The following is a 26,340-nucleotide window of genomic DNA, read 5'->3' as shown; positions in this document are numbered from 1 at the left end:
CCACTGGGCCGGTGGATGCCAGCCGGTCGAGGCCAGAAGCCCCGCAGTGCGGCGACTCTTCCCATCCATCGACTTCCATTATTTACTGTGTCGTACGACGAATCTGGAGGTTCAACATGGAGATGTGGCGACGGGTCCTCGCGCGGGCATTGTGCGGGGTGACGGTCCTGGCAACGGCCGTGGTCGTGACACCGGCGCCCGCTCACGCCGTCGGCGTACGGGCCGCCGTGGTCGATGCGGCAGAGGCCTATCTCGGCACTCCCTACCGGCTGGCGTATGGCTGGACGTGCGGAGTGCAGGCGGTGGACTGCGAGTGCCTGAACCGGCACGCCATCTGGGACGGTACGGAGCGGGCCACCGGTCGGGGTCTGCAGTTGAACTACTGGCTGCAGGGTCAGATCAACCAGGGCCGCCGGGTCAGCACGCCGAGGCCCGGGGACCTGGTGTTCTGGGACACCGACCCTCATGACGGCATCCGTTACGGCGGCGATCTGGACCATACCGGCATCTACGTGGGCGACAACAAGGTCATCGACGCCAACGCCTACTACGGCTACGCCAAACGCGACACGGTCACCCTCGGCGGCACCGAACCCGATCCGCTGTTCATCGACGTACTGACTCCCAACGGCTACTGACAGCTGGGGTGCTACGGCTTCTGCAAGTCGCGCGGTTCACCGGTCGTCGCGCAGGAGCCGCAGTACGCGGTCGACCGGCATGCGAGGGACCCGGTTTCCGTCGCGGCCGATCATGTCGCCGTCGACGAACAGGGCGTTCAGCACGGCCTCATCGACGGCTTGCGCGCATGCGGCGAAGAACCTGCCGAGGTGGGACCAGGGCACCAGCGTCATCTGCTGCTGCGCTCGGTGACGTCGTCGGGGTACTGCGACCCGGTGGTCTGCTGGGGTGCGGCCGACAGGGCCAGGAACAGGTCGCCGGATAGTTGCCACTGGGCCGCCATGCCCACCTCGACGCCGGGTAGTCGGTGATCGCGTTGCAAGGGCTGGGATCGCCGGGCAGGACAAGCCCGGCGCGCCTGGCCCGCATGCCGTTGTGTTCTTATTCTTCGTACATGGTCGCAAAGAATACGCGTCCGGATGGCGGCAGCCCAGGCGTTACGGTGTACTCATCAACGGTGGACGGGAGCGAGGATGGCACGCCCAAGACGTCAGGACGAGCGCCGCGCTCACCTGTTGGCCGCCGCACGCGCGGCGATCATCGGGCGCGGGCTGGCCGATGTCCGTGTCCGTGACATCGCCGACGCCGCCAAGATGTCACCGGGCACGGTGACCTACTACTTCCGCGAAGTGCAAGACCTGTTCCAGGACGTCTACGACGAGGCTGTCGAACGCTTCTACCTGCGTCGTGCCCGCGCGAGTGCGATGCACGACGACCCAAGGCACCGCCTCGCCGCGATGATCGAATCAGGATTGCCCACGGGACCCGATGACGAACTGTGCTGTCTGCTCTACGAGTTCTCGCCCCAGGCACGACTTCGTCGTGGCGAGGCGACTTTGAGACGAAGCCTGTTCGACCGCCAGGCCGAGATATACGAAGCCATCCTCAACGACGGCGCCCGCCGCGAACTCATGACGCTGACCGCACCCGCTGTCGATGCCGCACGCAACCTCGTCGCCTTCGAAGACGCCTACGGGTACCACATCATCGCCCGAACGTCGCTGGGCCGCAGCGAGGCTCTACGCCTAATGCGGCAGTACGCGGCCATGGTGACCGGCCTGACTACCGTCGACGATGCATCACGCTCGTCCCTTGATCGGCCAGCTGTCGGCGCCGATGGACTTTGACGGAAGGGCATCAGGCCGTGCGGGCATCGGTGCGCCTCGAAGCGCCGGGCGACTCGTCGCACAGCTGAGCCGTGATCAGCCTTGTGCCGCGATCGGGTCGACCATGCGTACGACCGCCGACCGGAGACCTCGGTCGCGACCGTGCATAGCGTCAGCATCCAGGCGATGTCTGCCGGCCTGGGTGGGACCGGTTCTCGCTCGCGCGAATCCGGGCGGGCAGTGCAGTCGTCGTCGCTGTGAGCATGATGATCGTTGCCGGTGCTACACGGTCCGGATCTGTTGGGCGATGAACGCCGCGACGGCCTGGTTGACCGCGGCTGAGCGGATTGACTCGAACAGGTCGAAGTCGTGGTGTGCGCCGGCAGCTCGGCGTACCGGACTGGAGCGCGCGACGCTGCTTGTGACCGTTCGGCAAACGCGCGCGCGTGCGACGCCGGTACTACGAGGTCGTTCTGCCATGGATGACCAGCAGCGGCGGCCCGTCGCGTAGCGTGAGGTCGCCGTAGTATCCGTAGCGGCCGATGAGCCCCGCGATGGGGTCTGTGCTCTCACCGACCGCCCGTATCGCGAGGTATGCGCCGGCTGAGCTGCCCGCGATGAACAGCGCCTCGGGATTGCCGCCGTACTCGGCGGCATGCATGCGTACCCAGGCGATGGCGCCCGGCGCAACAGGGCGGTCGCGACCCGGCGACCGTCGGCTGGTCGGAGGCGAGGAGCAAGCGCACGCCTCTGATCCTCCACGCCCGGGCCATGCCGGCGAGGTCACGGCCCGGGGAAGCGCTTGTTGGCCGATACCGTGGCAGCGACGTCGCCCCGATGCCGGCCGCGCCTCGACTCAAGCCTCAGCTGAGAGTGACGATCTCATTCCTGCAGGACGCGCTGCGGCTTGAACCGGCGAACCTCCTGCGGCCAGCCGCATGCCTGCGCGATCTTGCCGGCCCACATCCGGGCGGTCGCCTCATCCGGCACGTTCACGATGGTCAGGCCGCCCAGGAACTCCTTGCTCTCGACGTAGGGCCCGTCGGTGAAGACCACCGCGCCGCTGGTGGCGTCCGCGTTGAAGACCGGGCCGTCCTCTTCCTCCAGGCCCCCGGCGAAGACGAATGCCCCGGCGGTCTTGATCTCATCGACGACCGCCCTGGCGAGTGGACCGCGCCCGCGGAACCACTCCTCGGTGTGGTCACCCACCCACTGCTGATTGAAGTAGATGAGGTACTCAGCCATGTCCGCTCCCTCTGATCGTCCCCGGACCCGACGTCCGTGTCTGCATACGCTACGAACGGCATCCGGCGGATCCGACACTCTCCAGCTTGATTTCTGTCAACTGGTCAACCGTCGCGCTCACCTCGGCAGGAGCGTGCCTGAGTCGTCCGAGCACACACGTGCCGGCACTGCGAGGACGGTGAGGAAGGCCGCCGCCGGTACAAGCCCGGCATGCCGTTCCCGGCGAGAACATTTCGCGGATCAGGCGGTGCGGATGCGCAGTGACTCGTACGTCGGCACCAGCACCCGCCGCGCGGGAGCCCGGGACACCACCTGCCACGGCCGCCCGTCGGCGGTCAGAGCCTCCAGCAGCCGGGTCAGCTGCACCCGCGCCACCGCCGCGCCCAGGCACAGGTGCCGGCCGGCGCCGAACCACAGCTGCCGGGTCTCCGGCATGTACTGCCGGGTGATGTCGAACGGGCCCGCCTTGTTGTCGGCCACGTAGGTCAGCATCATCACCCGGCCGTCGCGGCGCAGCCGCCGCCCGGCGGTCTCGGTGTCCCGGGCGATGTGCCGCCCGATCACCGGCGCGGGCGTGGTGACCCGCAGGCCTTCACGCACCGCGTTGGCGGTGAGCCCGGCGTCGGCCAGCAGGCGGTGCTGTTGGCCGGTGTCGTGCAGCAGCGCCACGGTCCGGGTCAGCGACGACGCGCCGGTCTCGGTCCCCGCGATGACCAGCAGCGTTGTCAGCCCCTTCGCCAGGTCGAGCCCGAGGCCCAGACCTCGGCAGCGGCCCAGGAGGGTGTCCGGCCCACCGGTGCGGTAGGCCCGCTCGACGTCGGCGGTGATCGCGTCGACCAGCCCGCCCGCCTTGGCGATCACCTCCGGCGCGAGCGCCGTGGAAGCCTGCGTGCCCAGCGCCAGCGCCGCCAGCCGCTCGGCGGAGGCGAACAGCGCCAGCGCGGCCTCGTCGTCGCAGACGGCCACCCCGAGCAGGTCGGCGACCGTGTACGCCGACGTGGTGCGGACCACGGCGGCCAGGTCGACCTCCTCGCCGGCCGCCAGGCGGGCGCGTAGCCGCGCGTGGTGCGGACCCTGCACCCGGTCGACCAGCCGGCGGGCGCTGTCCTCGGTGAACAGGTCCCGGGCCAGCGAGCGCAGCTCGGCGTGGCGCGCTCCGGCGAAGAACGACGCGAACTCGGCTCCGAACAGCTGACCCCACAGGTCGCCGACACCGCCCTCGCCCACCATGCTGAACGAGGGATCGTTGAGGATGCGCCGGGACAGCACCGGGTCGGTCACCACCCAGCCGAGCCGGGGCAGCCGCACTATCGGCCCGAGCACGCGGCCCAGGGTCAGCAGCGTCCACAGCGCCGGGTTGCCCGCTCGCAGCAACCGGGCCTCGTGCCGGCGGGCGTGTGCGTGTTCTGTCACCAGACCGTGAAGCATTTTCGCCCTCCGACTACCGTGCACGAATGGTAGGCCATGCCGGGACGCTGCTGGGCGGCCCGGCCGTGCAGGAGGTGGGATGAGAGCCAGGATCGTCGGGGTGGAGGCGCACCTGCCGCCGGTGCTTGTCAGCAGCGCGCAGGTGGAGCGCCGGATCGCCGAGCACAGCCCGGGGTTCGTGCCGCACGCCTCCATCGTGGAGCGGCTGACCGGCATCCGGCACCGGCACTACGCCGCCGACGACGTGCAGGCCTCCGACCTGGCCGTGGCCGCGGCCGAGAAGCTGCTGGCCGGGCAGGGCCTGGGCGTGTCCGAGGTGGACCTGATCGTGTTCGGCTCGGCGTCGCAGGACCTGATCGAGCCCGCCACCGCGCACATCGTGGCCGCGAAGCTCGGCGCGAGCTGCCCGGTGTTCGACGTGAAGAACGCCTGCAACAGCTTCCTGAACGCGGTGCAGCTCGCCGAGGCGCTGATCGTCACCGGCCAGCACCGGCGGGTGCTGGTCTGCTCGGGGGAGGTGCCCTCCCGCGCGATCCGCTGGCAGGTGCGCGACCGCGCCCAGTTCGTCGACGCGTTCGCCGGGTACACCCTGTCCGACGGCGGGGCGGCGATGCTGCTGGAGGCGGCCGCTTCGGGAGGGATCTTCCACCGGCGCTTCGCCGCGGACTCCACCGCCTGGGACGTGGGCACCTTGCCGGCGGGCGGCACGATGCGCCCGCGCGACCTCGACGCGACTTTCTTCAGCGGCGACGGGCGGCGGCTGCGCGATGTGTTCGTCCGCAACGGTGCCCGGCTGTTCCTGGAGGCGCTCGGCGACACCGGCCTGAGCTGGGACGACTTCGCCGTGGTGGCGGTGCATCAGGTGGCGCTGCCGTACCTGGAGCAGCTGCGCGCCGGGCTGGGCGTGCCGGCCGACCGGCTCGTCGTGACGCTGCCCGAGCACGGGAACCTGGCCAGCGTCACGCTGCCGTTGCAGCTGGCCACCGCGATCCAGGACGGGCGGTGCGGGCCCGGTGACCGGGTGGCGCTGATCGGCCTGGCCGGCGGGGTCAGCCTCGGCGTCATGTTCGCGGAGCTGTGATGGGCCACCCGCTGTGGGTCGTCATCCCGGCGTACGACGAGCAGCGTTCGATCGGGGCGACGCTGCACCGGCTGACCGAGCAGACCGACTCGGCGTTCACCGTGGTGGTCGTCGACAACGCCAGCACCGACGGCACCGCTGCGGTCGCCGCCGGGTTCGCCGACCGGCTGGACCTGCACGTCATCACCGAGCCGGTGAAGGGCACGGGCGCGGCGGCCGACACCGGGATGCGGTACGCGATCGCCCACGGTGCGACGCTGCTGGCTCGAACCGACGCCGACTGCCTGCCCGCGCCGGGCTGGGTCGCCGCTGTGCGCCGCGGCTTCGGCGACGGGCTGCGGATGCTGAGCGGCCCGCTGCGGCCCCGTGCCGACGAGTTTCCGCTGCGCTGGTGGGAGCGGCGGCTGCTGCCCGCCGTGGTGTCGGTCGCGGCGGCGTTCGGCCGGTTCCGGCCCGGCAACCGCGACCGGGCGTACGTCGGCCCGTACGTGATGATGCCCGGCTGCAACCTGGCCATCACGGCCGAGCTGTACGAGGCGGCGGGCGGCTTCCCGCGTACCCGGATCGAGGACGTGCACGAGGACCGGGCCCTGGTCAACCGGGTGCGGCGGCTCACCGGCGCCTACGGCCTGCGCCGCGACGTGCTGGTGCACGGCTCGGTCCGGCGGCTGCGCGCGTACGGCCTGGTCGGGACCCTGGCCTGGTACGCCGACCACCGCTACACCCCCGACCGGGTGGACATCCGGTGAACCCGGGGACCTGGGAGCGCCGGCTGTACCGGCGCGCGCACCCGTTCGCGTACCCGCTGCTGCGGCTGCTGGCCCGGCGCGGTCCGGTGGTGCGGGTGCCCGGTCTGGGCGTCGTCGTCAACGACGCTGGCCTGGCCCGGCAGGTGCTGCTGGACGGCGAGACGTTCCGCAAGGACGGCCCCGGCTCGTCGGGTGACCTGTGGACCCCGATCCTGGGCCCGTCGGTGCTGCTCAACATGGAGGGTCCGGCGCACCGGGCGCTGCGCGGGCGGCTGGCCGAACTGTTCACCCCCGGCTACGCCGACCGGCTGTGCGAGCGGGTGCTGGCCGGGCCGCTGGCGCAGCTGTCCGCCCGGCTGGGCCGCGGCGAGCCGGTGGATCTGGTCGACGCGATGCGGGTGATGGCGGGGGCGGTCATCTGCGCCGTCGTCGGGCTGGACTCCCGCTCCGAGGACGACCACCGGCGGATGTTCCACCGCGGCGAGCAGATCGTGTCGATGGTGACCCTGCGCACCCGGACCCTGTCCCCCGCCCAGGCCCGCCGCGCCCGCGAGGTCCTGGAGCCCGTCGGCGACGTCGCCGCGCGTGCCTACCGCGCCGGGGACGAGGCCACCGTGATGGGCCGGATGCGGGCGCTGGGCATCTCCGAGGAGCAGGCGCGCGGCGCGGCGGGCGCGTTCTTCCTCACCGGCACCGAAACCGTCGCCACGCTAGTGCCGCGCCTGATCGCGCTGCTGCACGACGCCGGTGACCTGGACCGGGTCGCCGCCGACCTGACACTGCTGGACCCGGCCGTGGATGAGGCGATGCGGGTCAGCACCCCGACGCCGGTGATGCTGCGCAGCGTGCACGCCCCGGCCGCGATCGGCCCGGTGGCCGTCCGGCCCGGGGACCGGGTGCTGCTGGCCACGCACAACTGCTGCCAGGCGTACGGGCCGTTCGACCTGGACCGGCCGCACCCGCCGGAGCTGCGGCGGCTGTGGTTCGGGGCGGGTCCGCACTTCTGCATCGGCTACCCGCTCGCGATGGCCGAGATCCGGGCGGTGGCCACAGCTGTGCTGGCCGCCGCGCCGCTGCGGATCGTGCGCCGCCGCGCCGCCCGGGGCGTGCTGATCCCGACCTACCGGGAGCTGGTGGTGTGCCGATGAGCCTGGTGGAGCAGGTGCTCGCGCAGGCGTCGCGGACTCCGTCGGCGGTGGCCCTGGTCGCCGGCGACGGCGCGGAGCTGACCTACGGGCAGCTGCGCCGGCAGGTGCTGGCGGTGCGCCACGGACTGCGCGAGCACGGGCTGCGGCCCGGCGACGGGGTGCTGTTCTCGGTGCGGCCGTCGCCGGAGTCGCTGGTGCTGGCCATCGCCGTGGTCGCCGCCGGCGGCTGCGTGATCTTCGCCGACCCGGGGGCGGGCCCGGAGATGTTCACCGCCCGCATGCGGCTGGCCCGCCCGCGCTGGTCGGCCGCCGAGTCCCTGCTGTACGCGGCGAGCCGGCTGGCGCCCGTCCGGGCGTACGCCCGCCGCCGGGGCCTGCTGCTGCCGAACCTGTCCACCCTCGACGTGGCCCGTCACATCCGCACCGGACGGTGGCTGCCCGGCGTGCCCCGGGGCGCGCTGTCGCTGGACAGGCTGCTCAGGATGCCGCCCGCCGAGCCCGACTCGGTCGCCGACCCGGACGCGCCGGCGGCGGTCATCTTCACCTCCGGCACCACCGCGCATCCGCGCGCGGTGGTGCACACGGCCGGATCGCTGTCGGCGGCCCTCGGGCTGCTGCGCGAGCGGGTGCCGCTGGGCCCCGGCGACGTCGTGCACACCGACCAGCTGATGCTGGGCCTGCCCACGCTCGCGTCCGGGGCGCGCTGGTCGCTGCCGCCGCTGACCGGCGGCGCGGCGCTGTTCCGGGAGCAGTTGCGGCAGCGGCGGGCCACCCACACGTACTGCGTGCCGGTGCGGCTGGCCGAGGTCCTGGACGCGGCGACCGGCCCGCTGCCGTCGAGCCTGCGGCACATCCTGCTGGGCTCCGCGCCCGCCCCCGCCGGGGTGCTGCGCCGGGCGGTCGCCGCCGCCGGGCCCGCCGAGGTGCTGTCGGTGTACGCGATGACCGAGATGCTGCCCGTCGCGATCGCCACCGCCGCCGACAAGATCGCCCACGTCGCGGGCGGCGCGACCGGCGACCTGCTCGGCGAGCCGCTGCCGGGGGTGCAGGTCAGCGTCGCGGCCGACGGGGAGCTGCTGCTGGCCGGGCCGAACCGCAGCCCCGGCTACCTCGGTGAGCCGCCGACGCCCTGGCTGCCCACCGGCGACCTGGCCCGCGTCGACGAGGCCGGCCGCCTGGTGCTGCTCGGGCGCAAGAAGGACATGCTGATCCGCGGCTCGTTCAACCTCTATCCCGGACTGTACGAACCGGCGGTCGCCGCGCTGCCCGGCGTCGCGGAGGCCGCGTACGTCGGGGTGCCCGACGCAGAGCACGGCGACGAGCGGGTGGTACTCGCCGTGGTCGCCGACGGGCCCGCCGCGGCCGCCGTCCTGCCCGCCCGGCTGCGCCGTGACCTGCCGGGGGTCATCGACCACGACGCGCTGCCCGACGACATCGTCGTGCTGCCCCGGCTGCCCCGCGGCGGACGTGGCCAGAAGATCGACCGGGCGGCCCTGCGTGAGCTGGTCGCGGAGGTGGTCGTCCGGTGAGGATCGCGGTGACCGGGGCGTCCGGTTTCGTCGGCGGGGCCGTGTGCCGGGCGCTGACCGGTGCGGGGCACGAGGTCGTCGGGTTCGGCCGCCGCCCGTCGCCGGGGCCGGGCCACCTGGGCGCGGCCCGGTACCGGCAGTGGGACCTGACGGGCGGCCCGCTCGCGGACCCGCCGCCGGTGGACGCGGTGGTGCACTGCGCCGGCACCGTCTCCGACTGGGGGCCGCGCCGGGAGTTCTTCGCCGTCAACGTCGGCGGGACCGCCAACGCCCTGGCGACCTGGCCGGGGGTACGGTTCGTGCACGTCAGCACCGCCAGCGTGTACGACCCCCGGCGGCCCACGGTCATGGCGGCCGAGCACCTGGCCCCGGTCGGCCGGTACCTCAACGCCTACGGCGAGTCCAAAGCCGCGGCCGAGCGGGTGGTGAGCACCGCGGACCGGCCCGCGATCGTGCTGCGCCCGCACGCGATCTACGGACCCGGCGACCCCACGCTGCTGCCCCGGGTGCTGGCCGCGGTACGCGGCCGGTGGCTGCCCGCGGTCGGCGACGGGCGGCAGCTGATCAGCCTCACCTCGGTCGGCAACCTCGCGCAGGCCTGCGTGCTCGCCGCGTGCGGGCCGGTCGAGCGAGGCGTCTTCAACGTCACCGACGCCGCACCGGTGCCGCTCGACGACTCGCTGCGCGCCATCCTGGCCGCCCGCGGTATCACCGCCCACCCGGTGTACCTGCCGCTGCGCGCGGTGTGGCTGCCGGCGACCGTCGTCGAGGCGCTGTACCGGCTGGTCCGGTACCCGCGCCCGCCCCGGCTGACCCGCTACGCGATCAGCCACCTGGCCGTCGAACGCACCCTCGACATCACCGCGGCCCGCGACCAGCTCGGCTACCGCCCCACGCCGACCTCGTTCGCGGGTGCGGCACACTGGTGACCGCGATGCGGTCCGGACCGGAGCCGATCGGCGGCCGCTCAGGCGAGGCAGCCCGGTATCAGCCGCGCCGACCTGGCCGCGCTCCTCGCCTCGGTCGTGGAACGCGGCAGGTGCGTGCGGCAGGCGCCGTTGGTGGCCACCGCCTGAACCGACCGGCATCGCCGGGCGCCTGGCGGCCGCGGTCGGCGGGCATGGCTGCCCGCCGACCGCGTTCCCGACGGCGGTGACCCGAGCGTCCTCGGTGCACAACCGCTCTCTGCCGTCGTCTACCGCAGCCGCAGCGATCGCAGCTGGTACGGCCCCAGCTGCAGCGCGGCGGTGTCCACCTCGCCGACCACCGGCTGCTCTGCCAGGGTGCATTCGGTGACGGCCTGTCCGTCCAGGCCCGCGATCCGGGCGGTCACCGGCTCGGCCGTGGGGTTCAGCAACCGCAGCACTGCTCCGTCCCCGTCATCGGCCGGCTTGTACGCGGTGACCATCGCCCCGGCCACAGCCAGCCCGGTCGCGGCGGCAGGCACGGGGCTTGCGAAACGCAGCTGCCACGCCCGCAGCGGTGCCCGGACTTCCGCGGCGGTCACCGCCATGGCGCCTTCACCGGTGTCGAGCGCCACCGAGACGGAAGCCTGAACCGGCCGGCGGCACTGGGCCTGCGGTGTGGGCAGCTGCGGGCCGGCTCCGGTGGTACGCGAGCGCAGGTCCGGGCGCGACAACCAGCCGGTGGCACGCAGCACGGTCACGGCGATCTGCGGCGCCTGTGCGGGCAGCAGTCCCTGCACCTCGGGCAGTCCGGCGACGACGACTCCGACGCCGCCGGCCGCGGCCCAGGTGTGCACGGGCGCGACCGCGCATTCGGCTTCATGGGCCCGTTCGGTGGGCAGGGCCCCGATGGGTTCCGACAGGGGCCGGTGCAGCACCGAGAAGTGCGTGTCTGCGGACCAGTGGTCGGCCGGGCCGGTGGCGAAGTGCGCGCGCAGGCGGTGATCGTCTGCGGTGTTGTCGAAGGCGGCTGTCCAGTCCAGGCGTTCGATGCCGGCCCAGAGGGTCGCGGTCAGGCGGATCGGCATGCTGACCCGCTGCGGGCTGCGGGCCTGCCGGTCGCCGGTGAGCCCTTGGGGGATGTCCAGGGCGGCGTCGATGTGCCACACCTGCCGTACCGTGGAGGCGGTGTGGCGTACCGCCGACACGGTGGGGCTCGTCGCCTGGTCGCCGGGCAGTGGGTCGAAGTTGTAGGTGTCGCCGGCGTCGCCCTCGTCGACGAGCCGCGCGAGCCCGGGCAGGGTCCGGCCGGTGCGGGTGTCGGTGAGGGTCAGTGACGCGTCGGCGGCGACCTCTACCCGCCACGGGTGTGCGGCCGGTGCGGTGGCGCCGGCGGCAGGCGCATCCCCGAGTATCACCTGGTAGCCGCGCCTGCCGGACGGCCCGACCTCGGCGACGAAGGCGAGCCGGTGCCTGGCCGCGGGTCTGGTGTCGGGCGGCAGGTCCAGGTCCGCGCAGAACAGCGGTGTGTCAACCGGCGGGCCGGCTTCGAAGGGTACGTCGGAGCCGTCGTCGGTGCGCAGCCCGACGATGTGGCGGCCGGGGGCGCTGTGGACGTCGAGCTCCACCGGGCCGCTGACCGGACGGGCGTGCGGGTTGGCGACGATCAGGCTGAGCGTGTCGGCTGACGGCTCTCCGTAGAGCCGGGTGTCGTACCCCTGCTGCTGCAGCGCCCGTTGCAGCAGGTGCTCGCCGACCTGTTCGACGCGTTCGAAGCGGACTTCGTTCTCGCGGTGGACCTCGTCGACCGAGCAGCCGCAGATCGAATCGTGCGGGCTGTTGGCCAGCAGCAGCTGCCAGGCGTGGCGCAGCAGTCCGGTCGTGGCCGCGGTCGGTGCGGTCTGGGCGAGGTACGGCTCCACCCATGACTCGAGCAGCGTCTGCGCCGCGGCGTTGGCCTGTTTGAGGTACATCCGTGCGGACAGGGTCCCCGGTAGCAGGAACGTCAACCAGCCGCCCGGGTAGCGCAGCTCTCCTTCGACCAGGGGTGCGCCTTGCCGGTCGTGGGCGGGGTCGGCGAAGAACTGCGCGAGGGTGCTGTGGGTCAGGCCCGCGGTCGCGCGGTTCAGTGCGGGCGCGAGGTGGTCGGCTCCGTTGAGCAGCAGCTGCGGGCCGTCGCCTGCCCGCTGCCGCTGCTTGGCGGTGTAGTCGGCGACGCGCCGGCCGATGCCGTCCTCCTCCCACAGCACGTCGGGTTCGTAGTAGCACTGGTTGACGGCGTACACCTCGGAGCCGTCCGGGGAGCGCCAGCGGAATCGGGCGTGCTGGGGTGGGGCGCCGCGCCATACGAGGGCGGTGTCCAGGCCGAATCCGTTGAGGATGCGCGGCAGATCGGCCGGGTGGCCGAACGAGTCCGGGCAGTAGCCGACCGTGGCCAGGCCGTCTCCGTCGGCGATCCTGCGTGCGGTCAGCAGGTTGCGGATCAGGTTCTCGCCGGATACGAGCTGGTTGTCGGCCAGTACGTGCCAGGGGCCGATCGACAGTCTGCCGTCGCGGGCGTGCCGGCGGACGCGCTGCGCCAGGCCGGGGTCGACCGCTTCGACGTCGGTGACGGTGATGGTCTGGCCGTCGAGGTGGAACGACGGCAGCCGGCCGTCGTCGAGGGCGTCGCACACCTGCTCGACGAGTTCGACCAGGCGGGCGCGGAACGCCTCCATGGGCCGGTACCACTCGCGGTCCCAGTGGACGTGGTTGACGACGTGCAGGGTGGTCATTGGTGCTCCTGGCGCAGTGCGGCGGCGAACCTGGCGGTGATGTGCGACGGGCGGGTGATGGCGGTGCCGACGACGACGGTGTGGGCGCCCAGGCGCAGCGCGTGGGCGCACTGCTGCGGGGTGTGGAACCGGCCTTCGGCGGCGAACGGGACGGTCAGCACCTGCCCGAGCCGGGCGACCAGGTCGAGGTCTGGGTCGGTCGGCGGCGGGCGAGTCCCGGTGTAGCCGGACAGGGTGGTGCTGACGATGTCGACGCCGGCGTCCTGGGCGGCCAGGGCCTGGGCTTCGGTCGCGACGTCGGCCATGACCAGGATGCCGTGTCGGCGCAGTTCGGCGACGGTCTGGGCCAGGGTGAGCCCGTCGGGGCGGGGCCGGTCGGTGCCGTCGATGGCGACGATGTCGGCCCCGGCCTCGGCGACGGCGAGCGCGTCGGCGACGGTGGGGGTGATGTAGACGCCGTGGCGGCCGCGTTTGACCAGGCCGATGAGTGGTACGCCGCTGGTGGCGGCCCGGATGGCGGCGATGTCGGCCAGACCCTTGGCGCGGATGCCGACCGCGCCTCCGGCGCGGGCGGCCAGGGCCATCGCGGTCATGTGCGCCGGATCGTCGAGGGGTTCGCCGGGTTCGGCCTGGCAGGAGACGACGAGTCCGCCGCGTAGCGCGGTCAGCAGGGGTGGGCTGGTCATGGTCGTCTCGGTCACCGCAGGCCCGCCAGCGCCGCCATGGCGCGTTCCCGCCAGGTTCCGTCTGACCCGGCCGTGGCCGGCAGGTCGAGGGCACGCCGCAGGGCTGTCGCCGCCGCGGCCAGGGCCGCCGCGTCGGCGGTGCCGGGTTCGTCGTCGGGTCGCAGGTTCAGGTCGGCGGCGAGGTCGGCTTCCAGGCCCCCGTACGCGGCGAGCAGGTGCGCGGCGGTGAACAGGGGGTCTTCGGCGGGGATGTCGGCGATCCAGGCCAGGGGGGCGCCGTGGCGGACGAGGTCGTGCTGAACGGTGGCCAGCAGCGCCGGGGAGTTGACGACGTGGCGGGCCGACACTCCGGCGGCGCAGGCGACGGCGGCGATCGCGCCTGCGGCCTCACCGACGGCCCATTCGCCGTGGTGGACCCGGTATGCGGCGGCGGCGATCTGCGTGGCGGCGAGGTTCTTGGCGCCCATGACCAGGTTGGTGACCGATCCGGTCAGGGCGTGGGCGGGGATCGTGAACGGAGCGGTCTGCTGGTAGACCGGCTCCGGGTGGCCGGTGCGTTCGTGCAGGTCGATGTGGTACCAGGCCACGCCGACGGAGCCGGGCAGGTGCCGGGCACGGGCCCGTCCGGGAACCGGCAGCAGGTCATGGCCGGTGACGGGCTGGTCGTGGCGCAGGCGCCGCGATTCGCGCAGGTACGCGGCGGCGGCGTAGCCGTCGGGGGTTCCCGCCTCGTGCGGGGCGGGACGCAGGCCGGGGTAGCCGCGGCCGCCGTCCTCGCGGGGGGCCTCGGTGCGCAGCCAGTGGATGAACGCGGCGGTCAGCTCCCGTCCGGCCTGCTCGGCGCCGTGCGGGTCGCCGATGGGGTCGTATCCGGCGCAGTCGTTGCTGGCCCAGTTCAGCACGATCAGTTCGGGCTGCGCGGTGCGCAGCCGCCGGTAGGTCCAGAACGGCGGTTTGCCGTCCGGGCCCTCGGTGAACATGCGGTAGCGGTGCACGCCGCCGTCCCAGCCGGCGATGTCCAGGCCGCAGTGCTCGCGCAGCCGCTGGTATCCGGCCGGTGCGGGGCCGGGGTCGTCGGTGTCGTGCTCGGGGTGGTAGGTCAGCAGCGCGCACCAGGTGAACGACTGCTGGGCTTGCGGGTCGGGCCCGCCGGGCACCGCGTACGGCTCGGCGAACGCGTCGAAGCCCTCCGACCCGACGATCCACTCTTCGCCGGACAGCGGCAGCAGGTCGCCGCGTTCGGTGGCGTCGATGAACACGGCAGCGGTCAGTCGGCTGCCGTCGTCGAACTCCACGGAGGTGATCGTGTCGCCGTGGCGGGCTGCGGCGACGGGTGCGATACCGAGCCTGACCTGTACCCCGTGCTCGGCCAGCAGTTGCTCCATCACCTCCTGGCCCACTGCGGGCGGGAAGCAGAGGCGGCTCACCCAGCCGCCGCCGGGGTTGTCGTCGGCGCCGCAGGCGGCGCGGACGCGGTCGCGCAGCTGGCGGTAGGAGGCGGAGACGCCGAAGTGTTCGACGTGGGGGTGCTCGTCGAGCGCCGACACCAGCTGGGTGGTGATCTGGCCGCCGATGCGGTCGAGTTCTTCGGTGAGCACGACGGTGGCTCCGGCGCGGGCGGCGGCCAGCGCGGCGGCGACGCCGCCCATGCCGCCGCCGATGACGGCGACGTCGGCGGTGATGGTCATCGGTCTTTCTCCACGTCCAGGTCGATTTCGAAGGTGCGCTGCCAGGGCAGGGTCACGCTGCCCGTGCGTACCCGCCATCCGGGGACCGGGTCGAGCTGCTGCCAGCGTTCGGTGACGGCGTGTTCGATCCGGGCGGGGACGTCTGTTCCGGCGGGTATGTGGTCGTGGCGGGTCGGGTCGGCGCCGATCTGTGCTCGGACCCGTGCGCGGGCGTGGGACATGTAGCAGTGGTCCTCGGCGACGCGGTGGGCGAGCAGCCGCTGGTGGGCGGTGCTGTCGAACGTCCCGGTGGCCTTTCCGGCGAGGACGGCGACCAGGTGCGCCACGGCGGTGCCGATGCTGTTGCCGGCGGTGTTCCAGCCGGCGAACCCGGCCAGTCTGGACAGGGTGCCGTCGGCGCACAGCAGTTCGAGCAGGGCCGGGTCGGCGCCGTTGGGGTGGGCGCAGTCGGCCAGGGCCACGGTCCGCCCGGCGGTGATGAGCCGCCCGACCAGGGCGGCGGTCGCCTCGGCGGCGCTGCGGTCGGCGGCGGGCGGGGGCGCCACCGCCCAGTCGTGTCCGCCGGGCTGCGGCGCGTGTACCACCAGGACGGGGCCGGTGCCGCCGGTCGTGACGACGCCGCCTGCGGCGGTGATCTGGCTGGCGACTCCCTGGCCGACCGGGACGGGTTCGTAGGCGGCGGTGCGGGCCAGTCCGGCGGGGTCGGCGCAGGTCACCTCGATCTGGGGGGTGATGCGGGCGTGCTGTGCCAGGGCGCGGGCTGTCAGGGCGGTGCCGATCTCGTCGGCGCCGGGGTGGGACAGGACCTGCCCGTCGGGTTCGAGCCACCGGGCCCAGGTCTGCAGCCAGTGCCATTCGGCGCTGCCGACCGCGTCGGCGGCGGTGTCGTCGGCGCCGATGACGAGGGTGGCGACGGTGCCGTCGGCGGCCATCGCCAGTGCGTGCTGGTTGAGCAGGTGGTTGCGGTGGCGGCGGCGCAGGAAGTCGCGGCGGGCCTCGGCCGGGACCGCGTCGCGGTCCGGTTGGGGCGTGCCGTCGCGCAGCGCCCGGTGCAGCTGCGCGGAGTAGGCGTGCAGGGCCCGCCCGTGCTCGGCCCAGTAGGCGGGTTCCTCCGCGGCGTCGTCGGCGTCGGGGGTCCGCTGCACGACGGTCGCGGCGTGGGTGCGCCCGGTCCGCCCGGACAGCACCGACCAGCGGCCGAGCACGTCGCGGGCGTGCTCGCGGCCGATGCGGGAGGCGATGAGGCCGCCGAAGCCCAGCGTCTCCAGGGACACGACCGTGGCGTCGGCGGGGGTGTTGGCCAGCCAGCGGGCGATGGAGGCGGCGTCGCCGGGCTGGCGGTAGTCGGGCAGGACCGGCCGCGGCGGCAGCGACATCCGCGCGCCGGCCACGGCGGCGACCAGCTGTGGCAGCCGGGCGCAGGCGGGGCGGTCGTCGAGCGGGACCAGGACGATACGCATCATGACCGGTGCGCCTGTTCTGCCAGCACGGACGCGCCCAGCAGGGACGCGTCGGCGGCGGTGGCGGCGACGACGGGTACGTCGGCCAGTACGGGCATGGCGGCGGCCGCGGCGGCGTGGGCCGCGGCGCGCAGGACCGCCGGGACGGCGGCTCCGCCGCCGACGACGACTATCTGCGGGTCGAGGGTGTTGATGAGGGCGCCGATGGCGGTGCCCAGGGCCTGTCCGGCGTCGAACAGTACGGCGAGGGCGTCGACGTCGCCGTTGTCGGCGGCGGCGACGACCTGCTGCATCGTGGTCACCTGGTGCGTGGTGCGGCGGCGGTACGCGGCGGTGACGGCCGGTCCGGCGGCGACGGCCTCGACGTGTCCGGTGCCGCCGCAGGGGCAGGCCAGGCCGGCCGCTTCCGGTACGGGCAGGTGGCCGACGTGCCCGGCGGCGCCGGAGACGCCGGTGACCAGGTGACCGCCGCTGACGACGCCGCCGCCGATGCCGGTGCCGACGGTGATGCCGACGATGTCGGTGCGACCGGCACCGGCGCCGTAGGCGGCCTCGCCGAGCACGAACGCGTGTACGTCGTTGGCGATCCGGCAGGGCAGGCCCGTCAGGTCGGTCAGCGTGGCGGCGACGTCGGTGCCGTCCCACCCGTGCAGGGAGTCGGTGGCCGACCGGACCCGGCCGGTGGCATCGACGATGCCGGGAACTCCGGCGCCGAGGCCGACCGGCCGCAGGCCGGTGTCGGTGCACAACGCGGCCAGCAGGCCGGCGGCGTGGCCCAGGATCGCCCGGCCGCCGTCGCGTGCGGGTGTCGGGGCTGTGGTGCGGGCGACCACGACGCCGTCGCGGACGAGTCCGACGGCGGTCTTGGTGCCGCCGATGTCGATGGCGGCCAGGGTGCAGCCGGTGTTCATGGGGTTCTCCGGGTGACGGTGACGCGGTATGAGTAGCGGTCGGCGCGGTACACCGATTCGCCGCGTTCGACGGCGCGTCCGGCGGCGTCGAAGGTGATCCGGGTGACGCGCAGCGCGGGTGAGAACGCCGCCACGCCGAGCAGGTCGGCCTGGCGGGGTTCGACGACGGTGGCGGCGATGACCTGGTCGGCGTGGTGCGGCTCGGCGCCCAGCGCGGCGAGGGTCTCGTACAGCGAGCCGGTCACAGCGGTCTCGTCGGCGTCGCGCAGGATGTCGGCGCGGACCCATACCTGCTCCACGCACATGGGGCTGCCGTCGGCCAGCCGCAGCCGCTCGATGTGGATGACGGGTGCGCCGGGTGACAGGTTGAGGTCGCGGGCGACGTCGGCGCTGGCCGGGACGCGGGTGTAGGACAGCAGCTTGGAGCCTGGTGTCAGCCGCCGGGCGCGCATGTCCTCGGTGAACGAGGTCAGGGCCAGGTTCTTGGAGATGGTGGCGGGATCGGACACGTAGGTGCCGGAGCCCTGCTGCCGGTAGACCCAGCCCTCCTCCTCCAGGCGTCGCATCGCCTCGCGGACGGTGGCGCGGCTGACCTCGTAGCGGCTGGTCAGCTCACGTTCGCTGGGCAGCGGGTCGTGGGGGCGGTGTACGTGCTGGATGTCGTGCAGCAGCTGCTGGTAGACGACCTCGTGCTTGCGTTCTGCGGGTCCCTGGCTCATCCCTTGACGCCCCCTTCTCCGACTCCGCGGAAGAACAGTCTCTGCAGTCCTAAGAAGATGATGATGAGGGGCAGGACGGCGATCATCGTGCCGGCGGCCACGACGCGCTGGTCGTTGGTGAAGGTGCCCGACAGGTACTGCAGGCCGATGGTGAGGGTGTAGTTGTCGGGGCTCTTCAGGACGATGAGCGGCCAGAGGAAGTCGTCCCAGGCGAACAGGAAGCTGAACACGGCGACGACCGCCAGGGAGCCGCGGACGCTGGGCAGGGCGATGCGCCGGAACCTGGCCCACTCCCCCGCGCCGTCCATCACGGCGGCTTCTTCGGTCTCCTTGGGCAGGGCCAGGAACCCGGTGCGCATGACGAGGATGGACAGGCCGCTGACCGCGCCGGGCAGCAGCACGCCGAGCAGGTTGTCGACCAGGCCGATGTCGCGGACGGTCAGGAACACGCTCACCATGATCACTTCGAAGGGGACGATGAGCGCGGCGGTGACGGCGGCGAACACCACACCGCGGCCGCGGAAGCGCATCCTGGCCAGGGCGTATCCGGCCATGGCGCCGAACAGGCAGTTGGTCAGGACGCTGGCGCAGGCGACGATCAGCGAGTTGGTGATGTAGCGCCATACGGGCAGGGTGTCGGCGACCGCGGCGTAGTTGGCCAGGGTCGGGTGGTGCGGCAGCCAGGTGGCGTCGGCGCCGTAGATGGGTTCCTGGGCGCCTTTGAGGGAGGTCAGCAGCTGCCACGCGAACGGGCCGAGGCTGACGACGGTCATCGCGGCCAGCAGCAGGTACCGTCCGGTGAGACCGGCGGCGGTGGCGGTGCGGCGGTTCATGCCGCGCTCCCCTCGTTGCGGCGGCGCAGCCAGAGGCTGAGCAGCGAGAATACGATGGTGCCGGCGAACAGGACCAGGCTCAGGGCCGACGCGTAGCCGATCTCGCCGTCGACGCCCAGGCCGACCTCGCGGATGTAGAAGACCAGGGATTTGGCCTGGCCGCCGGGGCCGGCGCTGCCGTCGCTCATGATGTAGATCTCGGCGAACACCTTGGCGGCCGAGATCGCCGACAGGGTCCCGACCAGCACCATCGTCGGCCTGACCAGCGGCACGGTGATGGACCAGAACCGGCGTACCGGTGCGGCGCCGTCGACGGTGGCGGCCTCCAGCACGTCGCCGGGTACGTTGGCCAGCGCGGCGAGGTAGATGACCATGTAGTAGCCCAGGCCCTTCCATACGGTGACGGCCATGCAGCTGATCAGCAGCAGCGAGCTGTCGGTGAGGAACGGCAGGGGTTCGGTGATGACGTGCAGCGCGGTCAGTACCTGGTTGACCAGGCCGTCGCTGCGCAGGACCCAGCTGAAGATGAGCCCGACGACGACCATCGACGCCACGACCGGGGTGTAGAAGACGGCGCGGAACGCGGCGACTCCCGGCACCTTCCTGGCGACCAGGACGGCCAGCAGCAGCGGCAGGACGATCAGCAGCGGCACGACGACGGCCATGTAGAGGGCGGTGTTGCCCAGGGCGTGCCAGAAGCCGGTGTCGGCGCTGATGCGGGTGAAGTTGTCCAGGCCGTTGAAGGCGCCTCCGCCCAGGGCGCGGGCGTCGGTGAAGGCGAGCACCGTGGTGTTGGCCAGGGGCGCCCACAGGACGGTGACGGCGACCGCCAGCGCGGGGGCGAGAAACAGCCAGGGTGTGTACCAGCGGCGTCCGAGCATCGTGTCTCCAGGCGAGGGGTGCCGGCCGGGCGGTGGGGTGCCCGGCCGGCGGTTCTTGGGGCGGGGTTACTTGGCCAGCAGGGTGTTGGCCTCGGCGACGGCCTGGTCCAGGGCCGTCTTCGGGTCGAGGTCGCCCTTGACGGCGAGCTGGATCTTGGCGAGGACGGCAGCCTTGGTGCGGTCGTCGAACTGCACCGGGGTGAGGTTCTTGGCGGTCGCGATCTGCTCCGCCATGATCTTGCGGGCGGCCGACTCGGGGGTGCCGTCGCTGGTGTCGGTGAAGTACGGGTCGGTCAGCGACGCGGTCGTCGACGGCAGGATCGTGACGATCTTGGCGAAGGCGAGCTGGTTCTCGGCGTTGCTGACGTACTTGGCGAACTCCAGCGCCAGGTGCGGGTTCTTGCTGGCCTTCGGGACGAGCAGGCCCATCACCGACATGTTCGGGGCACCGGCGGTCCCGGCCAGCTGCGGACCGACGCCGGTGTTCTCGGCGATCTTCGGGGCGTTCTGCTTGACGACCTTGAGGAAGTTCGCGCCGGACGGGAAGATCGCGGTCTGGCCGGCGGAGTACGCCTCGGTGGCCTTGGCGTGGTTCTGGGTCAGCCAGTCCGGGGCGATGGCCTTGGACTGGTACATGTCGCGCAGCTTGGTCAGGTACGCGGCGGCCTCGGGGGTGTTGAAGGTCCACTGGGTCTGGTCGGCGTTGAGCAGCGGTACGCCCAGGCGGGCCAGGTCGGTGATGAAGCGGTTCTCCAGGGCGGGGTGGATGCCGTAGAAGGCGCCCTTGCCGGCCTGCGAGATCTTCTTGGCCTGCTCGAGGGCCTCGTCGATGGTCGCGGGGGGCTTGGCCGGGTCGAGGCCGGCCTTGACGTAAAGATCCTTGTTGATCATCGTGACCTCGGTGGTGAGGTACCACGGCAGCGCGTAGGCACCGGGCTGGCCCGGCACGGTGAACGCGTCCCAGGCGCCCGGCACGAAGGTCGGCTTGACGTCGCCGGCGTTGGCGGCGAGATCGTAGAAGACGCCCTGGCGCTCCAGCTTCTGGGCGAAGTTCGGGTTCAGGTTCACGACGTCGGCGAGGGTTCCGGCCTGCGCGTCGGTGGTGAACTTCTCCTGGGCGCCCTGGAACGGCACGTCGACCCAGTTGACCTTCGCGCCGGGGTGGGCGGCCTCGAACTTGGCGATCACCCCGTTGATGTACTCGTCGAACGTCGGCTTGAGCGCGAGGGTGGCGAACGTGATCTCACCCTTGAGCTCGCCGGAGTTGATGTCGCCGTTCGCAGTCGCGGGCTCGTCGTTGCCGAGCCCGCAGCCGGTCGTGGCCAGCGCGAGTGCGGCGGTCGCGGCGAGCAGCCAGCGCCGGGTGCGCATCATGCGTCTCCTTCATCGTCAAGAACACAAGTGGTACGGTCCATTTGTATGGCCGAGCTAAGTCGGCTTGGCCGTTACAGTCAAGTGTGACGACCGTCACACCAAGCCTTAGATCAGCGAAAACCTATGGTGAAGACCGCTAACAGCACCTGCCATGCCCACTAACGCCGCCCCTATCGCCTGTCAACGCCGTTGACTTATCCGTACCACCTTCCAATGATGTGGCCAACCACACGGGAGGTTCGTACCAGTGATACGACGCAAGACCACGTGGGCTGCGATAGCGGGAGCAGTAATCGCCAGCAGCGCCTACGTACTGGTCCAGTCCACCGCTGCGGCGGCTGAGGCGGGCACGCCTCAGGCGACCGCCGCAGACGGGGCTGCAGCCATGATCGACGCCATCAATCCATCCAGCCGCGCCGCCGGAGTGCTGGCGTTGTACACACCCGAGTTCGGCGCCGAGACCCGCACCAACGCCTTCGGCGGCGAAGCGGTGCTGCGCGCCACCGCCGACCGCGGCGTCTACGAGGTCGTATCGGTGTGCACCGTCTTCGACCGCTGCCCGGCCCCGGGCAACAACCCCATCCCCGCCGACGGCGCCGTGCTGTCAGCATCGCCGCCGGCCGCGGGCGGCGGCGACGACCGGCGCTTCCTGCGCGACCACCTGCGCGCCGGTCAGCAGGTGCGCCTGGACAACCTGCTCATCCGCACCGTCAGCTCCGCCGTCGACGCCGTCGACCCCACCGCTGGCACCAACCCGCCAGGCGTCGACCAGACCAAAGGCGTCTGCTTCCCCGGCTGCCGCGGCGCCGAACAGCTGATCGCCTACACCACCGCCAGCGGCCGACCCAGCACCCAGACCAACGACTACGGCTACGAGGTCGTCGTCACCGACGGGCGGGTCAGCGCCCGCGGCGGCAACAACCGCGCCATCCCCGCCGGTGGCATGGTCCTGTCCGGGCACGGCTCACGCGGATCGTGGCTGGAGACCAACGCCGTCATCGGCGCCGCCGTCACCCTGACCGGCGACACCGTCACCGTGGCCATCGACGCCCAGGCCTACCTCAGCGAGGCCGACGCCCAGCTCGCCTCCGCCCGGACCGCCCTGGCACAAGCCCGCGAATCCTGCGCCGCCATCGACGCCGCCGCCGTCGAACAAGCCCTCGACCGGGCCGGCCAGCTGCGATCGCAGGCTGCGGCGGCGCAGCAGCCGCAAGACGCCGCCGAACTCGCCCGATCGGCCGGCCACCAGGCCGCCATCGCGGCATACCGCACCCGCCCGGCGCGTGCCGCCGAAGGCCGCGGCCTGTGGGTACGGCCGACCGAGACCACCCCGGCGCAGATCAGCGCCGCCCTGGACCGCATCGCCGACGCCGGTGTCAACATCGTGTTCCTCGAAACCGTCTGGAACGGCTACACCATCTACCCCAGCGCCGTGGCCGCCGCCGACGGCCTGCCGGCGCAGAAGCCGGAGTTCGCCGGCTTCGACCCGCTGCGGATCTGGGTCCAGCAGGCCCACCAGCGCGGCATCGAACTGCACGCCTGGGTGCACACCTTCTACGTCGGCATCGCCGCCGGCGGGGCCCCGGTGCTGTCGGCTCATCCGGACTGGGCCGCGGTCGAACGCGAGGACGTCGGCAAGACCGGACCGCAGCCCTCCCGGATGGAACCCGGCTACTACTGGATGGACCCGGCGATCCCCGCTGTCCGCGACCACGTCAAGGCCGTGTTCTCCGAGATCCTGACCGGTTACGCCGTCGACGGCCTGCACCTGGACTACATCCGCTACCCGGTGTCGCAGCCCTTCGGGGCCGACTTCTCCTACAGCGACTACAGCCGCCAGCGGTTCGCCGCCGAACACGGCACCGATCCGTACACCCTGGACCCGCAGTCGCCGCTGTGGGAGACCTGGAACCGGTGGCGCGAAGCGCGGATCACCTCGTTCGTCGCGGACGTACGCGAGATGCAGCAGCAGGTGGCGCCGGCGGCGAAACTGTCGGCGGCCGTGTTCGCCGACCCCACGGACGGACTGAATAAGAAGTTCCAGAACTGGGGCGCCTGGGTCGATGCCGGCCGCCTGGACTTCCTCACCGGCATGTCCTTCGGCACCTCCGCCGACTCCGTCGGCGCCGACACCGCCGTCATGCGCCACCGCGTCGGCGACGTCCCGCTGTACACCGCCACCTACGGCCCGCTTCGCGGCTCGACCCCCGACCTGATGCTCGACCAGATGAGCGCGGTGGTCGACGCCGACTCCGACGGCGCGGCCCTGTTCGCATACAACCAGCTCAGCGCCCTGCAAGCCGAGGCGCTGCGGGAAGGCCAGCAGCGCAACCACGTTCCGGTTCCGCACGCCGACTATCCCGCCGCCGCCAGAGCGGGACTGGCCGACGCCGCCGCGTCCATCGGATCGGCCCGCGCCTGCATCAGCCTGGCCGACGCCGCCGCGATCACCACGCGGCTGTCGGCCGCGCGCCTGCTGCTGGACCAGCCCGCCGACGCGCGGCTCGACGCCGCCGCCCGGCTGCTGGACCAGGCCGTCGAAAGGCTCACCGCGGCCGGAGCCGAGCCCGGGTTCACCGAGCGGCTGCGCCGCGATCTGACGATGTACCAGCGCTGGCTGCGCCTGGCCCACCACGCCCGCTGACCACCGCCGCCGGGCGGGGCCTTACGCCACCGCGACCGGATCCGCCCGGCACCTCACCGCACCGGTTCACCCCACTCACGAAAGGCTCGACGATGCGCCACCGAACCGTCCGGCTGCTGGCCGGTATGACCGCCGCGGTCGCGGCACTGGCTCTGGCCGCCCCCGCCGCCGCTGACACCACCGTGACCACCGGCGCCTGGACCCCGGGCTCCCCCACCGGCCCGGGCGGCACCGTCCCCGTCGCCGACCTGCACCAGCTGCCCGGCGGGACCAGCGGCAGCCCGATCGTCGTCAGCAACAACCCCGAGACCTTCACCGGCAACGGCTGGCTGATGCTGCACTCCCGCACCACCTCCACCCGAGGCGGCAGCGCCCACGCCCTCAGCGGCACGTTCCCGATCTACCTCTACCACCAGAACGGTGCAGGCAGCACCCGCTACCTGCACGTGTTCGTCACCAACCCCAACGCCGGCAGCGTCACCGTGTCCGCTTCCGGCGCCGCCTACACCAACGCCCAGAAACCGCTGACCAGCGATCCCGCCCAGCGGGCCGGCACCGGACCCTGCTACGCCGTGGCCGACGCATGGAGCCGCGGCACCACCAGCAGCTACCTGTCCGGGGTGAGCGTCGCACCGGGCCAGGCCAAGCAGATCACCCGGATCACGATGAACGCCTCCAACATCGCCGACGGCAGATTCGAAGTCACCGCCAGCGCAGGGGTGTACGTGTACACCGCCGTCACCAGCGACGGAAACCTCGGCACCGCCGTCAACCTCAGCCAGCAGGACACCTCCTACGCCCCCGGCAACATCAAGTCCGAGACCGCCACCACCTACGGCCGCGAAGCCGGCGTGTACAGCACCTCCGGCTGGGACACCCAGACCGTGAACGCCCCGCTGCCCCCGGCCGGAAACCACTACGGCCTGGCCGTCAACACCACCAGCCGCCAGATCCCCGCCCCCGACCAGACCACCCCGGCGCTGGCCGCGCTGGCGGACTCCTCCACCCGCAGCTGGGGCAACTACGGCCACCACTACACCATCCGGCTGGTCCTGCAGAACACCGCCGCCACCAGCCGCACCGCGCGGGTCACGTTCGGGTCCAACATCACCGGCGCCACCGACGTACCCGGCAACACCTGGAACGGCCCGATCGCCGTCACCGACAACGGCACCACGGTCGTGCAGACCGTCTACACCCGCCCGACCGTGCCGCTTGACCAGCTCGGCACCTACACCGTCGCCCCGGGCGCCAGCCGCACCCTCACCCTCGACTTCTACGTCCCAGGCCTGATCACCGCAGGCTCGCAGCTGCTGCTCGAATCGATCTGACCCCAGCGGCGGTGGCAGCCGACCCGCCGTCACCGCCGCACCTCGGTCTACGCGACCGCCGAGCACCCGCGACCGAGCACAGCAAGGAACCCTCCATGCCGCACTACGATCTGTCCGCCGACGAACTGGCCGCCTACCGACCGCAGCTGCCGCGGCCGGACGACCTTCGGCAGTTCTGGGAAGGCACCTTCGACGAGGCCGCCGCCTGGCCCCTGCACGCCGCCTTCAGCGCCGTCGACACGGGACTGACCGTCATCGACACCTACGACACGCGTTTCACCGGAGCAGGCGGTGCGACGATCCGCGCGTGGCTGCACCTGCCGGCCAATCGCAGCACCGCACCGCTGCCGACCGTCGTGGAGTACGTCGGCTACGGCGGCGGCCGCGGCCTGCCGCACGAACGCCACCTGTGGGCCGCGGCCGGGTATGCCCACCTCGTGGTCGACACCCGCGGCCAGGGATCGGCCTGGTCCGTCGGCCATACTCCCGACCCGGCGCCTGACGGGGGCCAACCCGCCTACCCGGGCTTCGCCACCCGCGGCATCGAACACCGCGACACCTACTACTACCGGCGCGTCTACACCGACGCCGTACGCGCCGTGCAGGCGGCCCGCGCCCATCCGGCCGTCGACCGCCAACGCGTCGCCGTCGCGGGATCCAGCCAAGGCGGCGGCATCGCCCTGGCGGTATCGGCGCTGGCCGACGACATCTGGGCCGTCATGGCAGACGTGCCGTTCCTGTGCCATTTCCGGCGCGGCGCGTCGATCACCGACCGGGAACCCTATGCCGAGATCGCCCGCTACCTGCGCGTACATCGCGACCGTGAACACCAGGTCTTCTCCACCCTGGCCTACTTCGACGCAGCCGCCCTGGTCACGGACTCGGCCGCGCCGGCGCTGTTCTCCGTCGCCCTCATGGACCAGGTCTGCCCACCCTCCACCGTGTACGCCGCCTACAACCATTACCGCGGCCCGAAGCAGATCCGTGCCTATCCGTTCAACGAACACGAAGGCGGCGAAGGCCACCACCAGATCCAGCAGCTTCGTTGGTTGGCCGACCGAGCCGCCGACACTCCGTTGCGGCAGGTGTAGGTCCTGGACGGCGCCGAGGCGCGTGTCGGCGGGCAGCCGACCAGCGCGACGCCGACGCGCGGCAAGCTGATTGGTCGCC

The 26,340-nt window shown here is 72.4% G+C and carries 23 protein-coding genes; 10 read left to right on the top strand and 13 right to left on the bottom strand.

Annotated elements, in window-relative coordinates:
* Positions 1–116 precede the first annotated feature (116 nt).
* Positions 117–638 carry an NlpC/P60 family protein gene (locus QEZ54_RS21030; RefSeq protein WP_281306390.1) on the top strand — a complete coding sequence of 174 codons (522 nt, stop codon included), beginning with the start codon at positions 117–119 and terminating at the stop codon, positions 636–638.
* A 36-nt stretch (positions 639–674) separates the two neighbouring features.
* On the opposite strand, the gene QEZ54_RS21025 is transcribed toward QEZ54_RS21030, so the two are convergent.
* Positions 675–851, bottom strand: a complete 177-nt coding sequence (locus QEZ54_RS21025; RefSeq protein ID WP_281306389.1) for a hypothetical protein — start codon at positions 849–851, stop codon at positions 675–677.
* A 300-nt stretch (positions 852–1,151) separates the two neighbouring features.
* On the opposite strand from QEZ54_RS21025, the gene QEZ54_RS21020 reads away from it, so the two are divergent.
* A complete protein-coding gene (locus tag QEZ54_RS21020) occupies positions 1,152–1,805 on the top strand; it encodes a TetR/AcrR family transcriptional regulator (protein ID WP_281306388.1) in 654 nt (217 codons plus the stop codon).
* 439 nt (positions 1,806–2,244) lie between these two features.
* On the opposite strand, the gene QEZ54_RS36400 is transcribed toward QEZ54_RS21020, so the two are convergent.
* From QEZ54_RS36400 to QEZ54_RS21005, 3 genes are all read right to left on the bottom strand, one after another.
* Positions 2,245–2,445, bottom strand: a complete 201-nt coding sequence (locus QEZ54_RS36400; protein ID WP_348650558.1) for a hypothetical protein — start codon at positions 2,443–2,445, stop codon at positions 2,245–2,247.
* 221 nt (positions 2,446–2,666) lie between these two features.
* Entirely contained in the window at positions 2,667–3,029 is a 363-nt protein-coding gene (locus QEZ54_RS21010) for a YciI family protein (protein WP_281306386.1), read from the bottom strand.
* 240 nt (positions 3,030–3,269) lie between these two features.
* Positions 3,270–4,442, bottom strand: a complete 1,173-nt coding sequence (locus QEZ54_RS21005) for a cytochrome P450 (protein WP_281306385.1) — start codon at positions 4,440–4,442, stop codon at positions 3,270–3,272.
* A gap of 94 nt (positions 4,443–4,536) precedes the next feature.
* Here QEZ54_RS21005 and QEZ54_RS21000 point away from each other — a divergent pair, with 94 nt between their 5' ends.
* Genes QEZ54_RS21000 through QEZ54_RS20980 form a run of 5 tightly spaced genes read left to right on the top strand, consistent with a single transcriptional unit; the run spans position 4,537 to position 9,893 of the window.
* A complete protein-coding gene (locus QEZ54_RS21000; protein ID WP_281306384.1) occupies positions 4,537–5,538 on the top strand; it encodes a ketoacyl-ACP synthase III in 1,002 nt (333 codons plus the stop codon).
* Positions 5,538–6,287 (top strand): glycosyltransferase, encoded by a 750-nt coding sequence (locus QEZ54_RS20995; protein ID WP_281306383.1) that lies wholly within the window; start codon positions 5,538–5,540, stop codon positions 6,285–6,287. The genes QEZ54_RS21000 and QEZ54_RS20995 overlap by 1 nt, the downstream gene beginning before the upstream one ends.
* Positions 6,284–7,435, top strand: coding sequence for a cytochrome P450 (locus QEZ54_RS20990; protein WP_281306382.1), 1,152 nt, complete (start codon positions 6,284–6,286; stop codon positions 7,433–7,435). The genes QEZ54_RS20995 and QEZ54_RS20990 overlap by 4 nt, the downstream gene beginning before the upstream one ends.
* Entirely contained in the window at positions 7,432–8,964 is a 1,533-nt protein-coding gene (locus QEZ54_RS20985) for a class I adenylate-forming enzyme family protein (RefSeq protein ID WP_281306381.1), read from the top strand. Before QEZ54_RS20990 ends, QEZ54_RS20985 begins: the two co-directional genes overlap by 4 nt.
* Positions 8,961–9,893 carry an NAD-dependent epimerase/dehydratase family protein gene (locus QEZ54_RS20980; protein WP_281306380.1) on the top strand — a complete coding sequence of 311 codons (933 nt, stop codon included), beginning with the start codon at positions 8,961–8,963 and terminating at the stop codon, positions 9,891–9,893. Before QEZ54_RS20985 ends, QEZ54_RS20980 begins: the two co-directional genes overlap by 4 nt.
* 266 nt (positions 9,894–10,159) lie before the next feature.
* Here QEZ54_RS20980 and QEZ54_RS20975 read toward each other — a convergent pair whose 3' ends face one another.
* From QEZ54_RS20975 to QEZ54_RS20935, 9 genes are all read right to left on the bottom strand, one after another.
* Positions 10,160–12,643 carry a glycosyl hydrolase-related protein gene (locus QEZ54_RS20975; RefSeq protein ID WP_281306379.1) on the bottom strand — a complete coding sequence of 828 codons (2,484 nt, stop codon included), beginning with the start codon at positions 12,641–12,643 and terminating at the stop codon, positions 10,160–10,162.
* Positions 12,640–13,329: an N-acetylmannosamine-6-phosphate 2-epimerase gene (locus QEZ54_RS20970; RefSeq protein WP_281306378.1), complete on the bottom strand. Its 690-nt coding sequence runs from the start codon at positions 13,327–13,329 to the stop codon at positions 12,640–12,642. Before QEZ54_RS20970 ends, QEZ54_RS20975 begins: the two co-directional genes overlap by 4 nt.
* A gap of 11 nt (positions 13,330–13,340) precedes the next feature.
* Entirely contained in the window at positions 13,341–15,017 is a 1,677-nt protein-coding gene (locus tag QEZ54_RS20965; RefSeq protein ID WP_281306377.1) for an FAD-dependent oxidoreductase, read from the bottom strand.
* Positions 15,014–16,480 carry a DUF4127 family protein gene (locus tag QEZ54_RS20960; RefSeq protein WP_281306376.1) on the bottom strand — a complete coding sequence of 489 codons (1,467 nt, stop codon included), beginning with the start codon at positions 16,478–16,480 and terminating at the stop codon, positions 15,014–15,016. Before QEZ54_RS20960 ends, QEZ54_RS20965 begins: the two co-directional genes overlap by 4 nt.
* The gene (locus QEZ54_RS20955) at positions 16,477–17,388 is read right to left on the bottom strand and encodes an ROK family protein (protein ID WP_281306375.1); all 912 of its coding nucleotides are present in this window, start codon (positions 17,386–17,388) and stop codon (positions 16,477–16,479) included. The genes QEZ54_RS20960 and QEZ54_RS20955 overlap by 4 nt, the downstream gene beginning before the upstream one ends.
* A complete protein-coding gene (locus QEZ54_RS20950; RefSeq protein WP_281306374.1) occupies positions 17,385–18,107 on the bottom strand; it encodes a GntR family transcriptional regulator in 723 nt (240 codons plus the stop codon). Before QEZ54_RS20950 ends, QEZ54_RS20955 begins: the two co-directional genes overlap by 4 nt.
* A complete protein-coding gene (locus tag QEZ54_RS20945; protein WP_281306373.1) occupies positions 18,104–18,940 on the bottom strand; it encodes a carbohydrate ABC transporter permease in 837 nt (278 codons plus the stop codon). Before QEZ54_RS20945 ends, QEZ54_RS20950 begins: the two co-directional genes overlap by 4 nt.
* Positions 18,937–19,821, bottom strand: coding sequence for a sugar ABC transporter permease (locus tag QEZ54_RS20940; RefSeq protein WP_281306372.1), 885 nt, complete (start codon positions 19,819–19,821; stop codon positions 18,937–18,939). Before QEZ54_RS20940 ends, QEZ54_RS20945 begins: the two co-directional genes overlap by 4 nt.
* A gap of 66 nt (positions 19,822–19,887) precedes the next feature.
* Positions 19,888–21,195 (bottom strand): sugar ABC transporter substrate-binding protein, encoded by a 1,308-nt coding sequence (locus QEZ54_RS20935; RefSeq protein WP_281306371.1) that lies wholly within the window; start codon positions 21,193–21,195, stop codon positions 19,888–19,890.
* A gap of 385 nt (positions 21,196–21,580) precedes the next feature.
* Here QEZ54_RS20935 and QEZ54_RS20930 point away from each other — a divergent pair, with 385 nt between their 5' ends.
* The 3 genes from QEZ54_RS20930 (at position 21,581) to QEZ54_RS20920 (ending at position 26,261) form a co-directional block, all read left to right on the top strand.
* The gene (locus QEZ54_RS20930; RefSeq protein ID WP_281306370.1) at positions 21,581–23,839 is read left to right on the top strand and encodes a family 10 glycosylhydrolase; all 2,259 of its coding nucleotides are present in this window, start codon (positions 21,581–21,583) and stop codon (positions 23,837–23,839) included.
* A 92-nt stretch (positions 23,840–23,931) separates the two neighbouring features.
* Entirely contained in the window at positions 23,932–25,170 is a 1,239-nt protein-coding gene (locus QEZ54_RS20925) for a DUF3370 family protein (RefSeq protein WP_281306369.1), read from the top strand.
* An 11-nt stretch (positions 25,171–25,181) separates the two neighbouring features.
* Positions 25,182–26,261 (top strand): acetylxylan esterase, encoded by a 1,080-nt coding sequence (locus QEZ54_RS20920; protein WP_281306368.1) that lies wholly within the window; start codon positions 25,182–25,184, stop codon positions 26,259–26,261.
* Positions 26,262–26,340 lie beyond the last annotated feature (79 nt).

It is taken from the genome of Catellatospora sp. KI3 (genome assembly GCF_029948125.1).
In the GTDB taxonomy this organism is placed as follows: Bacteria; Actinomycetota; Actinomycetes; order Mycobacteriales; family Micromonosporaceae; genus Catellatospora.
The sequence above is the reverse complement of the archived record's forward strand: the minus strand, read 5'-3'. Positions and strand labels throughout refer to the sequence as shown.

Excerpts from the sequence above, each read along its gene's own strand:
- QEZ54_RS21030 (WP_281306390.1), top strand. The coding sequence starts at position 117 with ATGGAGATGTGGCGACGGGTCCTCGCGCGGGCATTGTGCGGGGTGACG.
- QEZ54_RS21025 (WP_281306389.1), bottom strand. The coding sequence starts at position 851 with ATGACGCTGGTGCCCTGGTCCCACCTCGGCAGGTTCTTCGCCGCATGC.
- QEZ54_RS21020 (WP_281306388.1), top strand. The coding sequence starts at position 1,152 with ATGGCACGCCCAAGACGTCAGGACGAGCGCCGCGCTCACCTGTTGGCC.
- QEZ54_RS36400 (WP_348650558.1), bottom strand. The coding sequence starts at position 2,445 with ATGCATGCCGCCGAGTACGGCGGCAATCCCGAGGCGCTGTTCATCGCG.
- QEZ54_RS21010 (WP_281306386.1), bottom strand. The coding sequence starts at position 3,029 with ATGGCTGAGTACCTCATCTACTTCAATCAGCAGTGGGTGGGTGACCAC.
- QEZ54_RS21000 (WP_281306384.1), top strand. The coding sequence starts at position 4,537 with ATGAGAGCCAGGATCGTCGGGGTGGAGGCGCACCTGCCGCCGGTGCTT.
- QEZ54_RS20995 (WP_281306383.1), top strand. The coding sequence starts at position 5,538 with ATGGGCCACCCGCTGTGGGTCGTCATCCCGGCGTACGACGAGCAGCGT.
- QEZ54_RS20985 (WP_281306381.1), top strand. The coding sequence starts at position 7,432 with ATGAGCCTGGTGGAGCAGGTGCTCGCGCAGGCGTCGCGGACTCCGTCG.
- QEZ54_RS20975 (WP_281306379.1), bottom strand. The coding sequence starts at position 12,643 with ATGACCACCCTGCACGTCGTCAACCACGTCCACTGGGACCGCGAGTGG.
- QEZ54_RS20970 (WP_281306378.1), bottom strand. The coding sequence starts at position 13,329 with ATGACCAGCCCACCCCTGCTGACCGCGCTACGCGGCGGACTCGTCGTC.
- QEZ54_RS20965 (WP_281306377.1), bottom strand. The coding sequence starts at position 15,017 with ATGACCATCACCGCCGACGTCGCCGTCATCGGCGGCGGCATGGGCGGC.
- QEZ54_RS20960 (WP_281306376.1), bottom strand. The coding sequence starts at position 16,480 with ATGATGCGTATCGTCCTGGTCCCGCTCGACGACCGCCCCGCCTGCGCC.
- QEZ54_RS20955 (WP_281306375.1), bottom strand. The coding sequence starts at position 17,388 with ATGAACACCGGCTGCACCCTGGCCGCCATCGACATCGGCGGCACCAAG.
- QEZ54_RS20950 (WP_281306374.1), bottom strand. The coding sequence starts at position 18,107 with ATGAGCCAGGGACCCGCAGAACGCAAGCACGAGGTCGTCTACCAGCAG.
- QEZ54_RS20945 (WP_281306373.1), bottom strand. The coding sequence starts at position 18,940 with ATGAACCGCCGCACCGCCACCGCCGCCGGTCTCACCGGACGGTACCTG.
- QEZ54_RS20940 (WP_281306372.1), bottom strand. The coding sequence starts at position 19,821 with ATGCTCGGACGCCGCTGGTACACACCCTGGCTGTTTCTCGCCCCCGCG.
- QEZ54_RS20935 (WP_281306371.1), bottom strand. The coding sequence starts at position 21,195 with ATGATGCGCACCCGGCGCTGGCTGCTCGCCGCGACCGCCGCACTCGCG.
- QEZ54_RS20930 (WP_281306370.1), top strand. The coding sequence starts at position 21,581 with ATGATCGACGCCATCAATCCATCCAGCCGCGCCGCCGGAGTGCTGGCG.
- QEZ54_RS20925 (WP_281306369.1), top strand. The coding sequence starts at position 23,932 with ATGCGCCACCGAACCGTCCGGCTGCTGGCCGGTATGACCGCCGCGGTC.